Consider the following 13,218-nt stretch of genomic DNA (forward strand, 5'->3'; position numbering starts at 1 on the left):
GCTCATAAATAGATGTTTCGATCAACCTTTAACCGAGCCCGCTACAACCCCCTTTTGAATATACTTTTGCAGAAACATATATAAAATAATGATCGGAGCTGTCGTAATGACCAATGCCGCGCTGATGAGCGAATAATCGGCACTGAAGTTGCCTTTGAACATCATAAGGCCGAGCGGCAGTGTTTTGAGCGATTCTTTGGATACCATAACGAGCGGAAAGACGAAATCATTCATAATGTTGAAAAAGGAAAGAATCGTAATCGTCGCCAGCACAGGCTTCGCAATTGGAAAATACACTTTGAAAAACGTCTGGTAGATCGAGCAGCCGTCAATCATGGCCGCCTCCTCCAGCTCCTTCGGCACCCCTTGAAAGAAACCATGGGCAATAAAGACAGCGACCGGAAGATTAAAGGCGACATAAGGGAAAAACAACGCCCAGAACGAATCATACATGCCCAGCTTGTTCGCCATCGTAAACAATGGAATCAAGGTGCTGTGGATCGGAATCATCATGCCGAGAAAAAATGCCCCCAGCAGCAGCTTCGAGCCTTTAAACGGCCGAATCGATAAGTAAAAGCCAATCAGCGTCGATACGACCAGCAGCCCGATAACCGAGAAGAAAGTAATGTACAAGCTGTTGAACAAATAGCCGTTGATTCCTTGGTTCCAGGCCTGCACAAAATTATCGAAATGCCACGATTCCGGCAGCCCCCAAGGGTTGGCGAAATACTCTTTGTTGGTTTTGAATGAGGAAATGACCATCCATACGAACGGATATCCTGTAAATACGAGATGCACCAGTAACAGCACATACAGCAGCAATCGGGAAAAACCTTTGCCACGCGTCCCCGCCGGCTGCATTGTTTGAGTCGCGCTCACCTTCATCTCTCCTTTCTCTTATTCGAATCTGGCGCCTGTACGGCTCAGAAGCTTGGAAATAATAAATGCGAGGCACAGCCCGAACAGCAGCAGGAAAGTAGAGATGGTGCTGCCATATCCGAAGTCCATCATGCGGAATGCATTTTTCATCATATAGCTTGCTAGCACTTCACTGCTATTATTCGGCCCGCCGCCCGTCATAATATAAATCAGGTCGAAATATTTCAAAGAATTAATCACACAGTTCAGCACCGTGAACGTAATGGTCGGCCAGATCAGCGGGATTTGGATGCTGAAAATAATTCTCCACTCTCCTGCGCCCTCTACTCGTGCCGATTCCAGCACCTCTTCGGAAATGCCCTGAAGCGCTCCGAAATAGACGATAATATAAAAGCCGATAAACTGCCAAGCAACAACTGCGATTACCGACCCTAGCGCCGTCGCTTCCTCTCCGAGCCAGGCATGTGCCCAGTTGTCGAGCCCAAGCTGCATAAGCAAATTATTCAGCAGCCCGAAATTCGGGTCGTAAATTTGCCCCCACAAAATGCCAAGCACGGCTGTAGACAGCATAACCGGCGTGAAATAAATCGTTTTCAAAAAATTCGACCCTCTCAGCTTGTAGCTAAGCACAATGGCAAAGAACAAACCGACAGGCAGCTGAATTAAAAGCGCTCCCAAAGTTAAGTACACGGAATTTTTGAGCGAGGTCCATAGAATCGGATCATGAATCAGCCGATTGAAATTGTCCCCTCCATTAAAAATCTTTGCCGAAACTCCGTCCCATTGGAAGAAGCTATAATAAATGCTCATACTGATCGGCACAACTACGATTGCCAAAAAAATCAACAGCGCGGGACCCATGAAAAACAGTCTGCTGCCCAAGCGTCTGACGCCTGTCTCGTTCATCCGTAACACCCTCTCCTAGCTTAATGCGCATGATGCCTGTTGCGTTGTATCCGTTTTCATTATTTTATCAATGACATAAATCATTGTAATGACACGTTGATTAGGTAAAATAGCACTTTCATTGGTTCGTCCGGTCGGGCGATGGAATAAAACAAAAAAAACCGCATTCGTCTGAATGCGGTTCTTTTGAGAGGAAGCTTTTAGTTTGTGCCGACTATTGTAGTAGGACGTGAATGGGAACATAATACCCCCAAATCCTGCTAGAAGCAGCCCGCGTCAAACGTATTCCCGATCGATAGGCTTGGTGGACACAGAAGACCCTATTTCTATCGAATAACGGGTTATGGCATAGTTCGCGGACTCAGGAGCAGCTATTGCGATGCCAATCACCATTTTGAAGGGATAATGAGGACGATAACAGATCTCCTGTCCGCATACTGCCCGAAATCGCATAAAAAGCCAGAATAGCGGAACCTCAGTCCCAATCATCCTTAAACTCTTCTGGGCCAACATCCATTTTAAAATCGCCTTTTTCATAAAGAAGCGGACTGCGCTCCACCCCGTCATTGGAATATTTTTCAACGTGGCTGACTCGCATTTTCTTGGCATTTGTGAAATCGATGTGGGCAATTGCCACCCAATAAGCGTAATCGTTTTTTTCGAGCAGTGGTGCTGTTACGGTTTGGCCCTGATGATTATCAACAACTGCACGAACCTTCATCGATCTAAAGCTACCCGATCCATTGCTTATTGCGCTATAGGCGGCAAATAAAACGAATTTTAACGCTTCCGGACGATGAATAACTATCGTTTCTTTACCATGCCCCGCAGCATCCCCATCCAGTTGAATGTACGGAGCAGTATGAGGCGATCCAAGGTTGCGATAATAGATTTTGCCAACCTGCCTGTCCTTTGTTACATAAAAACAATACAAATCCAAATCCTTATCCGTTTGCCATTCCAGAGTCGCCGTAACCTTGGATGACTTTTGAATGCTAATGCTCTCTTTCTTCTTGAGCTCTATTTTTAGCAATTGGTTTGGCTTTGCAGGGGAAACAGCGGGTTCAGCAGCAGCAGCCACTTCCGCATGTGATTCGCTGTATACTTTGAGTCCAAAGTTGCTAACAAGAGCGGCGAGCCCTCCCTCAAAACCGCTTCCGACGGCGCTAAACTTCCACTCCCCTTTATGGAGATAAAATTCGCCAACAACGATGGCTGTTTCTTTGCTAAGGCCTTCTCCGAAGTTAAATCTTCCTATCTCTTCTCCGTTGATCGGGTTATAGATTCGCCCGACAGCGCTACGAACTTGCGAAAAGGCTTGGCCGTTCAATTCCCCATCATGAATGGTGAGTGTTACCGCGATTTTATGTATATCACTCGGTATCTTTCCTACCGAAATTTTTATAAGCTCTCGATCACCATTCGCCGGACCTGAGTGTGCAACGGCATGCTGCCGGCTGGACTGTTGATTGTAGAAGATCATATCTTCATCCTGGGCACATACACCTGCTTGATTTAAGAGAAAAGCTGATGCATTTATATCGATTGCTGGATCTGCCGCCTGCCAAGAAAGCCCAATTGCAATATCAGTAATCCCGCGACCTTTTGTAACATCGATTTTTTGACCTTTTGTGAGGATCATGGATAACCCCTCCTTATCAATCTCCTATTTTACAAAATGACACATTTTTAGTATATCACACGAATTAATGACTATAGACATCGTAACAGCTTCTTAGATTTCTCTTCACCCAAGTCATGCAAAAGCAATGAACCAAACACAAAAAATAAAATAACAGGATTGACTTTCTGCTCAGAAGTAACTATGATAGTTACAACGGTGGTGATAACAATGAAACAACTCAGCAGCCGCTTCTCGATGGGAGTCCATATTTTGACGTTGATTGCTGTTATGCCGGGAGATTGCACAGGGGATATTATTGCTGGCAGCGTGAATACGAATCCCGTCGTCATCCGAAGAATTATGGCCCAGCTGAAAAAAGCCCGCTTGATTAGCGTCCGGCCCGGTGTTGGGGGTGCTACTCTTTTGAAAGACCCCGCATCTATTAGCTTATTGGAAGTGTATCATGCGGTTGAAGTCATTGATGAGGGGCCCTTGTTCAATTTTCATCAAAATTCTAGTCCGCGCTGCCCTGTAGGCAGAACCATTGAAGCCTCGCTTACGGCAGAACTGGCTGAAGCCCAAGCTGCTATGGAGCAGAAATTAAGCAGCGTGAGCATCGCGAAGATGATGGGACAAGTAGGTTGAAAAAAGCTCTTGCAGCAGCTTTTTTTATGCGCTCGTTGTAACCACTTGAGTTATAACATTGAAAGTTTCAATAGTAAATAAATCTAGGCTACAAGGGGAATTCGATAGTGGAGTTCCGTTTTATTACACACAAAACCACCTAATGGAGGAATGAATCATGAAAATTTTAGTAACTGGCGCAACTGGACAATTTGGCTCTCACGTAATCGATTCCCTGTTGAAAAAGCTGCCCGCTGAACAGCTCGCGGTAAGTGTGCGTACACCAGAAAAAGCCGCGCATTTGCAGGCACTAGGCGTTGACGTTCGCTACGGTGATTTCGATCAGCCCGAAACCCTCGATAAAGCTTTTGCCGGTGTAGACCGTTTGCTGATCGTTTCCGCTGATGCAGATAATGCTACACGTATTCGCCAGCATCAAGCTGCTATCGATGCAGCTAAAAAAGCAGGAGTAGGCTTCATCGCTTATACAAGTGTTGCCAAAGCCGATAAGAGCACGCTTTCGCTCGCAGAAGTACATCGCGCTGCGGAAGCAGCCATTCTGGCGACGGGCATTCCCTATTCGCTGCTGCGGAACAATTGGTATGTTGAAAATGAAGCAGGCAGCGTGCAGGGCGCCATTCATGGCGCTCCATGGCTGAATGCCGCAGGAACTGCTCGCACAGGCTGGGCCTTGCGCAGTGATTATGCCGAAGCGGCGGCGGCTGTTCTAGCTGGCGAAGGACATGACAATACTGTTTACGAGCTGTCGGGCAAGCCTCGTACGCAAGCTGAGCTGGCAGCTATCACTGGCGAAGCGTTGGGCAAAGAGATCAACGTCGTGGATGTAGACGATGCTGCATTCGGCCAAGCATTGACTCAAGCCGGATTGCCTGATTTTGTCGTAGCGATGTTTGTGGATATGCAAGGCGCAATCCGTGAAGGCTCCCTCGATGTAGAGAGCAATGATCTGGAAACGCTGCTTGGACGTCCGGCTGCTCCTTTGAGCGCATTTGTTACAGCTCTATCTGGACGTTAAGCTATCGCGGATAATAGGATATTTATGGTAAAAAATGAAGCGAGGCTGTCTCGAAAGGTCAGAAATGACCTCCGGACAGCCTCGTTTTAAATACAACGGCTTGAAACCGGACTTGGATATGTGCCCCCCTTGTCAAGGCGATCATACATACCGAAAGGCAGCTTCATGCTCTTCGTTTCAGGGATTCGGGGATTCGGGGATTCGGGGATTCGGGGATTCGGGGATTCGGAGATTCGGGGATTCGGGGATTCGGGGTTTGCACCCGGCACAAAGCTAGACTCGGCGGACACAGCAGACGCTATTTCAACAAAATCAGGGTTATGGCACAGGCTGCGGACTCAGGAGACGCTAATGCTCCACAATCGGCCATTTTGGCGGGGTACGGAGGGCAATAACGGATTTCCTGTCCGCTTAAGGCCAGAAATCGGGTCAAAAGCCAGAATAGCGGAACCTCAGTCCTCCAAAAAAGCAGTGAGCATCCCGAGCTTCGAATTCTCAACTACAGTGCTTCAGCTAACTTGCTCTCAGCTACAGTGCTCTCAGCTACAGTGCTCTCAGCTACAGTGCTTCAGCTAAAGCGCTCTGAGCTACAGTGCTCTCAGTTACAATCGCAAATTAAGGTTCCCCTTTCCTTGAATCATCAGATGAGATTAGTCTTGAATAAACACGCAGCAAGGAGTTGCACCCCAGCTCCGGTTTACATACACACCTAGTTACTCAAGTTTGGCTGTCCGTGCTCCTATTTGGCGTTTTAAACACCTGTGTGGCTGTTCATGTTCCTGTTTAGCAATTCATGCTCCTGTGCGGCTATCCATGTCCCTTCGCGGCTGTTCCTACTCCTGTCTGGCTATCCATGTCCCTTCGCGGCTGTTCCTACTCCTGTCTGGATATCCATGTCCCTTCGCGGCTGTTCCTACTCCTTTCTGGCTATTCATGTCCTTTCGCAGCTGTTCCTACTCCTATTTGGCTGTTCACGCTCCTGCCTTCAACCGATCAAAGGCCTCTTGATTTACCGTAATGTCCACCGCTTTTACCTTTTCCTCAAAATAACGCTCGAATTTATGATGAAGCACTTCGCTTTGCAGCTGGGACTCCAGGCTCGCAAGGGGAACCGCATACTGTTCATTTTTGTCGATCAGCTGAATAATGGAGAAGCTGCTGCCCTGATCAATAATGGCAGAATGCTCGCCAACCTTTAATGTTTCAGCGGCCTGCTTCAGCAAGGTGTCGGCCTTGAGCGGAGAGGCTTGCTGCTCTAGAATGAGCGAGCTCTGGCGTATGCCGTCTTTGCCGTACTTCCTCCCCACTTCTGCAAAAGGCGTGCCGGAGTCTAGCTGCTTAAGAGCCAGCTTTATTTTCTCGCCTGCCGCTTCCCGTTCTTCCTTGCTGTAGGAGACGGACAGTTCATTAAAGGTAATTTGGGTTTGATTTTCAAACTTTGCAGCATGGAATTGATAACGGTCCTTCACTTCGTCCTTCGTTACCTTTAATGCCCCTTCTCCCAGCTTCTCCTCAAGGTCCAGCCTTAATTGGCTTAAGGAGTAGAAATAATATTGGCTGAGATCGTATTGGGCCAGGCCAAAAATTGCCTTCCCCTGCTCTTTGCTTTCGCCCCGCTCTGCATTGTTTTTCTCCCAACGTTCAACGAAGCTTCGAAAGGAGCTGTCTGCCACAAGCCCATGCTCTACGGCCAGCAGCTGCAAGGTTTTTCCTTTGACAGCCTCGTCCATTGCTTGCTGTCTAAGCTTATCAATTGGACGCTCTGCTCCGAACGTTTCCGTCCAGTAGGCTTCACTATCTTCGGCCCCATAGGTTACGTTGAAATAGTTGGTGACGGCCCCTTTTTCCTTCTCCATATAAAGCAGAAATTCGGCTTCGGTGACAGGCAAGCCGCCCACCTCTAGGATGATCTCCTCTCCTTGAGGCTCGGAGGGCAACAAGGCTGCGAACCCTGCGACTGAAATAACCGCCACTACTCCAACAACGACAGCAAATAGCACAATTCGAGACTTAGCTGTGTTGAAAAACATTTGGTTAGACCCTCTCCGATTCATCCGTCTCCTCCATTCGCATCCGATATCCCCTGTTCCTCTCAGTTAAAGCTGCACTCCGCCTTTCACTCGGCCCTTCACTCAACCCTTCACTCCGCCAAGCGACATGCCATTCGTTAATTTTTTTTGCAGCAGCGCGTATACAATAATGGTAGGTGCAAGCACAATGACTAGGCCGGCGAAAAGAGAGCCCCAATCGGTAGCAAATTGCTGGATTTGCATCAAATTAGACAAGCCAACCGGAATCGTTTTCTTGCTGTCGCTCGTAATGAAGGTCATAGCCAGCACGTATTCATTCCAAAAATCGAAGAAGCTGAAGACGGTCAGCGTAATAATGCCCGGCCGGGCCATCGGCACAATAATGCGCAGCAATATGCCAAAATAGCCGCAGCCATCCATCATGGCGGCTTCCTCGTAATCGTGCGGAATCGACTTCATAAAGCCGGTAAGCAAATAAATAGAAAATGGCAAGCTGCCTGTCGCATAAACGGTGCTTAACCAAAAGCGATTATCGAGCATATGCCATTCATTCATTAAAATGAACAGCGGCACAATAATATAAACGCCCCCAATAAACAGCCCTGCCATATAAAATTGCGCAATAAATCCACGCAAGCGGAATTTCATCCTCCCCAGCACATAGGCAGAGGGAACCGCCGCAAGCAGCAGCACCGCCATCGATAATAGAACGATAATAACGGAGTTGATCATGTAGTCGCCCATTTTCGCCGTCGTAAAAGCATGAACGTAATTGCTCCAATTTAGGCTCGACGGCAGCCGCCAAGGGCTTCCCATAACCTCCGTATTGGTTTTGAAGGACGCCAGTACATTCCAGACAAGCGGATAGACGACTAAGAGCGCCTGCACGAGCAGAAAGAGGCGAAGAACGATTTTCCCCGGAATGGCTGTTAAAGAGGGCATGTTAATACGATCCCCTTTCCGTTAATTTATTGCTTACAAGCGCGAGAAGCATCGATATGACAAATACGACAACCCCGATCGCCATCGCATAGCCAAAATTCGAGTTCGTGAAAGCTTGGGCATATAAATAAGTCATCACAACTTCCGAATGCCGATCGGGCCCGCCCCCCGTCATAATCGAAACAATGATAAAGCTAATGCTAAGGACCCCATTAATGCTGAAAATAATCGTGACGCGAATAATCTCCCACAGCATCGGAATCGTAATGCGGAAAAATTGCTGTATGCGGGTTGCCCCATCAAGGTCGGCAGCTTCATAAAGCTCCGGCGAAATGCTGTCGATCCCTGCCATATACATGACCATGTAATACCCGGCCGCCTGCCAGATCAAGGTAATCGCCAATGCCCAAAGGACGGTGCGCTGGTCGCCCAGCCACGGCTTCGCCCACTCCCCAAGTCCAATCATCTCTAGGCCAGTGTTCACAAAGCCCATCGTAGGGTGATAAATAAAGGACCACAGAATGGCGATAACAACGAATGACAAGATGCTTGGAAAAAAGAAAACGGTGCGGTAAAAGCCGCGTTCCTTGAGCTTCGATTGCGTTAAAATGGAGGCATTAATTAAAGCGATCATAATCGTAATAATTGGCACGACCAGCATTAAGAAGCCCGTATTGCGCATAGACAGCAGAAACGTCTCATCGTGAAGCATATCCGTAAAATTTTTAAGCCCGATATATTTCGGCTCATCACTTAACCCCGTCCACAGGTACAGCGACTTTTGAAAAATTTGAAACGTAGGGTACACCTTAAACAAGGAGAACAGCAATAGTCCTGGCAATAAACATACGAGGATGAAAAAGGTTCTTTTGGTTTTCATGGTCATCGTTTTCATTCCTTCCCCTTGCTGCACGTACTGCGCTCATGCTTGCTGTCCTTTTGCTTTTGCAGCACAATGGTCTACTATGGGCGTATTATTGATTTGCAGAAGCCGCCGTGCTAAGGTGAAACGGCTGTCGCCGTCCTTTGGCGGCGCAGCTCGTTTCATTCCGAGAAATATAGAGAATGGATGGGAAAATCATATCCTTTCCTATATTTGAACGATAAACGGCGGCCACTGCCTTCCTTTTTAAGTGAATAAACCGATCTCAGCGAGCTGCAGCTGTGCTGCACCGCCGCTATTCGCCGTTACGTTCAAGCGATAATACGAGTAAGCAGTTGAATTGCTGAACGTATACGTCTTGGTCAAGAAACGGGTGGCAAATGCTTCATTCGTGCGTGTATCCAGCGTCGTCCAGTTCGTTCCGTCGTTCGAGCCTTGCAGCGTCCAGTTTTTCGGGTCCCTCGCCGGCACATCGTTAGCGGACGTTATCGCATACGAGGTCACGATATGAGAGACACCGGTTACAAATTTGTACTGAATCCAGCCTGTTCCGGTTGTGATGAGCCATTTGGTCGAAATATTCGCATCGAAGGCCTTCTCCTTCTCTTCTCCTGACGGGCTGCTTGTGGAGCTCGCTGTTACCGTTCCACCTACCGTGACCGATGTCGGTCCACCGCCTCCGCCGCCTGTGACGGTCGATTCAAAAGCGCCTATATCCGGAGCTGCCCCATTAAATAAGGCATTTCCATAAAAGTCGGTCGTTCCTAATTGCGGAACATTATAACCGGCATTTATGAGTGGAGAAGTGGCTTGCAGCTTGTAGCCATCCCATACGGTGGCGCCGCTTGTAAAGCCATTGGCTCCTAAAGTCGGCGCTTGCCCCGGGTTAACCATTTGAGGCGGCGCAATCACCTTTGCCGGATCATTCGGTTCGCCAGCCGCATGGCTGCCGGTAGTTACATAAAACGCATTGTTTCTAAATACAGCCGTTCCATAGCTGCCGGAGCTACTCGGCCAAAAGCTGGAGGAAGGGGTATTTTTGTCATAAAAAACATTATTGTAAAAATAATACGGCACACTTTTGAAATAAGTAGAGGCAAGGTTAGCGTTGGAATTCGTAAATTTCGTTACGCCGCCATTATAAATAAAGACGTTGTTCAGGAAATACGTAGCCGAGCTATCGACGTCGAACCAGCCAAATTTGATCAAATAGGCAGCGTTATCGTCACTAATGTTGTATCTGGCAATATTATTGCTGCTTCGGCCCAGATAAGACATCCAGCCCATAGGGTTGTTATGGGTATAGTTGAATTGATAGACGATATTGCTGTTCGGCGAATCAAAATCAAAGGCGGTTCCATCTCCGTTATTAGCTCCCGTCGTCGTTGGTCCGCCGTAAACCTCGTTGTTTTGGAACGTTACATTTTGAGATTTCCACGGATAAATACCTGCGCTTTCCGCGTTATATCGCTTGGACCAGCCATCTACGACGTTGTATTCGATTATTGCCCCCTTCGCATCACATACGTCAATGGCACCTTGGCCTATATTGCGCATGTAGTTGTGCCCGATATAAATATTCGTTTGCCACAAGTTATACGGTTCGATTTCGTCTTGGAACGCCGTTGTCGTCGTGTAATTGAAATTGGCAATGGCGAGCAGATCGACCTTCTCGATGGTGTTATTTTCAATCCTGACATCATTGAACGTCATGTTGGCCTTTAAAGCGCCAATGACATAAAACATAATGCCGCCATTGAACGAGGCGTTGCCATATTGGTTCGGCCATTCGTTCGGACTATCGACATCATGCACGTAATTATCATGAATATAAATATGATCCATGATCGTGTCGCCGCCTGCCGCCACTTGATTCGTATCCAGCACAACCAGAATGCCGTCTCTTATGTTGGTAGGCTTGCTGTTTGCATAAGTAGTCGTTACCAAATCTACGTTAAAGTTGTCGTCATTCGTCACTTCAAGATTGCTGATTTCCCAATACTGCTGGTTGCGCAGCATGACGGCGCCTGTCGCTTGATAATCTCTCTGCGTTCCGCCGCCGTTGATAATCGGCTTTGCGGTTCCGCCATATTTATCGATTTTGATAGGAGACCCTGCTGCTCCTGAGCCTTTAGGCCACAGCTGCCCGTTCCATACCCCGCCCGATTTAAACAAAATTTGGTCACCAGGCTGGAACGTCGTCGCGTTCACTTTCGTTAACGTTTTCCAAGCAGTAGTGGTCGAGGTGCCATTATTCGCATCATTCCCACCAGCAGAATCAATATAATACGTCGTATTTGCTGCACTTACCGCCACCGGCCCAATCATGAAAATAGAGGAACATAAAATCAGCAATACCAATAAGCCTGACATGCGTTTTTTCATTCTATTGCTTCCTCCCACATGTATTTGATTCAGACGCAAAGCTGAGCAATGGAGCAATGGATTGCCTTTTGATTCCGAATATCGCTACATGCTAATCAGCCCCTCTCCAATCGAAAATCTGTCGATCTTTGAATGAGACGGCGAAGCCACATCATTTGGAGCGCAAGCTGGTTTACCAGCTGGGTTTGCCAGCTTAGCTTCAGTATAAATTCATAAGGGAGTTAACCAAATGAACAAAAGGGCAGATTTATATAGAGGATTTTTAGCTGTTCATCGAAAAATGCAGGAAATCATAAAATCCTTCAGGTTTATGAATCATGAGGTATAAAAAAGGATGAGCCTGAGGTAAACCCTCATCTCATCCTGCCTACCGCCTGTCAACTGTTATGCTCCAGCAGCCTCAAGCTCCTTCTGAATTTCCGAATACACCTTATACAGCTTGGCAGCATATTCATCCAAGGTCATCTGCTTGCTCATAATCGAGGAAAATGGCTTATAAACTTCATCACTAGGGTTGAACTTGCTGCCTTTGGCCACCGGCTTAAAGGCGCCATTAACCGCAAGCATGCCGTCATCCGCCGCCTTATAAACGTTGTAGGTTGTCTCCGTAATATACGCTTTAACGAGATCCGGCGCGCCTTTGACCGCCATAACTGCTTTAGCCTTGTCGCCATTGAGCTGGACGATCTTATCTGTGTACAAGTACTTGAGGAATTCTTTGGCAAGCTCTGGATTTTTAGCCTTCGCCGGAATGACTACCGTTTCCACATTCGTCAGGGCGGATACCGGTTTGTCTGATCCAAACGAAGGAACGCCTAAATAACCGAAGCTGAACCCTTCCTCGCGCGGCGCATCCTTCATTTCATCCTCAAACCAGCTGCCGTTTGGAATAAACATCGCTTTGCCTTGAAGGAACGCCGTCTGCGATTGCGTATGGTTAAGCGCAACGGTGCCCGTCATCAATGCATTGTCTTCGGTTGCGATTTTCTCCAAGAGCCCCCATACCTGCTTATACGTATCGCTTTTCCAAAACTCAGGATCGTAGTCGAAAAATTGGTTCAGCGCTTCCGTGCCGCCCGCTGCATAAATGGCAGGAACGATCATTTCCTCCAGGTAGCCTGGATAAATGCCTTGGTACGTAAATAAAGCGCGTCCATTCTCTTTAGCCGCCGCATTTGCCGCAAAGAAATCATCCCATGTTTTAGGCGGCGTCATCCCTTTCGCCTCAAACAGCGCTTTGTTATACCACAGGCCCATGACGCCAAAGTTATAAGGGGCCAAATACACTTTGCCATCATCATATGGGGACGTTGCCCGGGAATTCAGAACGCCATCGAGAATTTTATCCTTAAGCGGGGTACCGTCTGGCGTCAATTCCTCGAATACTTCCGTCAAATCAAGCAGCGCTTTGTCTTTAATCAGCCCATTTACAAGCGGCGTATTGTCGCTGCCGGAAATGTACATAAAATCGGGCGGATTGCCCGCAACGATTTTTGGCCGAATGAGCTCGCCGATTTTCGGGCTGGCGGTAATGTTGATTTTAGTGCCGGGGTAATCCTGCATAAACGCTTCGGCAGCGCTATCCCAAAATTCCCGGCCATAGCCGCCTTGGAAGACGGCAACGTCCAGCTCTGGATTTTCAAACGTTTTGCCGCTTGCTGGCGAAGCACCCTCAGACGGGGATGCAGCAGCTGTATCCGAAGCCGATGGGGCGGCAGAGGATGGCGGTGTCGCTTCATTGCTCGGACTGTTGCCCGATCCGCAGCCGGCTAACGTCGTAGTAAGGGCGATCGCTACAGCTGCAAAAGCAAACCCATTGTTTTTTTTCATTGATTTAGTGACCCCTTTCATTTGTAATGAACTTCATTATAAGTTCGCAAGGAGCGTCGCTAAATGAACAAAAGAGCGG

The 13,218-nt window shown here is 47.8% G+C and carries 10 protein-coding genes; 2 read left to right on the forward strand and 8 right to left on the reverse strand.

Features of this window, described 5'->3' with window-relative positions:
- Positions 1-21 precede the first annotated feature (21 nt).
- The 3 genes from AC50Y5_RS18205 to AC50Y5_RS18215 form a co-directional block, all read right to left on the reverse strand.
- Positions 22-879, reverse strand: a complete 858-nt coding sequence (locus AC50Y5_RS18205; RefSeq protein WP_494862662.1) for a carbohydrate ABC transporter permease — start codon at positions 877-879, stop codon at positions 22-24.
- Positions 880-897: 18 nt separating this feature from the next.
- A complete protein-coding gene (locus tag AC50Y5_RS18210) occupies positions 898-1,785 on the reverse strand; it encodes a carbohydrate ABC transporter permease (protein ID WP_056033439.1) in 888 nt (295 codons plus the stop codon).
- 475 nt (positions 1,786-2,260) lie between these two features.
- Positions 2,261-3,427, reverse strand: a complete 1,167-nt coding sequence (locus AC50Y5_RS18215; RefSeq protein WP_494862665.1) for a TerD family protein — start codon at positions 3,425-3,427, stop codon at positions 2,261-2,263.
- Positions 3,428-3,637: 210 nt separating this feature from the next.
- Between AC50Y5_RS18215 and AC50Y5_RS18220 the strand changes: the two genes are divergently transcribed.
- Positions 3,638-4,054 carry an Rrf2 family transcriptional regulator gene (locus AC50Y5_RS18220; protein WP_056033431.1) on the forward strand — a complete coding sequence of 139 codons (417 nt, stop codon included), beginning with the start codon at positions 3,638-3,640 and terminating at the stop codon, positions 4,052-4,054.
- A 157-nt stretch (positions 4,055-4,211) separates the two neighbouring features.
- Entirely contained in the window at positions 4,212-5,069 is an 858-nt protein-coding gene (locus tag AC50Y5_RS18225; RefSeq protein ID WP_494862667.1) for an SDR family oxidoreductase, read from the forward strand.
- Between the two features lie 971 nt (positions 5,070-6,040).
- On the opposite strand, the gene AC50Y5_RS18230 is transcribed toward AC50Y5_RS18225, so the two are convergent.
- From AC50Y5_RS18230 to AC50Y5_RS18250, 5 genes are all read right to left on the reverse strand, one after another.
- Positions 6,041-7,123: a peptidylprolyl isomerase gene (locus AC50Y5_RS18230; protein ID WP_494862671.1), complete on the reverse strand. Its 1,083-nt coding sequence runs from the start codon at positions 7,121-7,123 to the stop codon at positions 6,041-6,043.
- A 78-nt stretch (positions 7,124-7,201) separates the two neighbouring features.
- Complete coding sequence (locus tag AC50Y5_RS18235; protein WP_494862676.1) at positions 7,202-8,041, reverse strand: carbohydrate ABC transporter permease; 840 nt, start codon at positions 8,039-8,041, stop codon at positions 7,202-7,204.
- 1 nt (position 8,042) lies between these two features.
- Positions 8,043-8,927, reverse strand: a complete 885-nt coding sequence (locus AC50Y5_RS18240; RefSeq protein WP_056033524.1) for a carbohydrate ABC transporter permease — start codon at positions 8,925-8,927, stop codon at positions 8,043-8,045.
- 243 nt (positions 8,928-9,170) lie between these two features.
- Positions 9,171-11,309 carry a discoidin domain-containing protein gene (locus AC50Y5_RS18245; RefSeq protein ID WP_494862678.1) on the reverse strand — a complete coding sequence of 713 codons (2,139 nt, stop codon included), beginning with the start codon at positions 11,307-11,309 and terminating at the stop codon, positions 9,171-9,173.
- 384 nt (positions 11,310-11,693) lie between these two features.
- The gene (locus tag AC50Y5_RS18250; RefSeq protein WP_494862681.1) at positions 11,694-13,139 is read right to left on the reverse strand and encodes a carbohydrate ABC transporter substrate-binding protein; all 1,446 of its coding nucleotides are present in this window, start codon (positions 13,137-13,139) and stop codon (positions 11,694-11,696) included.
- Between the last annotated feature and the right edge of the window lie 79 nt (positions 13,140-13,218).

The sequence above is a fragment of the Paenibacillus sp. JT22N7 genome, from assembly GCF_059383875.1.

Coding starts and splice junctions, on each gene's coding strand:
- AC50Y5_RS18210 (WP_056033439.1), bottom strand. CDS start 1,785: ATGAACGAGACAGGCGTCAGACGCTTGGGCAGCAGACTGTTTTTCATG.
- AC50Y5_RS18215 (WP_494862665.1), bottom strand. CDS start 3,427: ATGATCCTCACAAAAGGTCAAAAAATCGATGTTACAAAAGGTCGCGGG.
- AC50Y5_RS18220 (WP_056033431.1), top strand. CDS start 3,638: ATGAAACAACTCAGCAGCCGCTTCTCGATGGGAGTCCATATTTTGACG.
- AC50Y5_RS18225 (WP_494862667.1), top strand. CDS start 4,212: ATGAAAATTTTAGTAACTGGCGCAACTGGACAATTTGGCTCTCACGTA.
- AC50Y5_RS18230 (WP_494862671.1), bottom strand. CDS start 7,123: ATGAATCGGAGAGGGTCTAACCAAATGTTTTTCAACACAGCTAAGTCT.
- AC50Y5_RS18235 (WP_494862676.1), bottom strand. CDS start 8,041: ATGCCCTCTTTAACAGCCATTCCGGGGAAAATCGTTCTTCGCCTCTTT.
- AC50Y5_RS18240 (WP_056033524.1), bottom strand. CDS start 8,927: ATGACCATGAAAACCAAAAGAACCTTTTTCATCCTCGTATGTTTATTG.
- AC50Y5_RS18245 (WP_494862678.1), bottom strand. CDS start 11,309: ATGAAAAAACGCATGTCAGGCTTATTGGTATTGCTGATTTTATGTTCC.
- AC50Y5_RS18250 (WP_494862681.1), bottom strand. CDS start 13,139: ATGAAAAAAAACAATGGGTTTGCTTTTGCAGCTGTAGCGATCGCCCTT.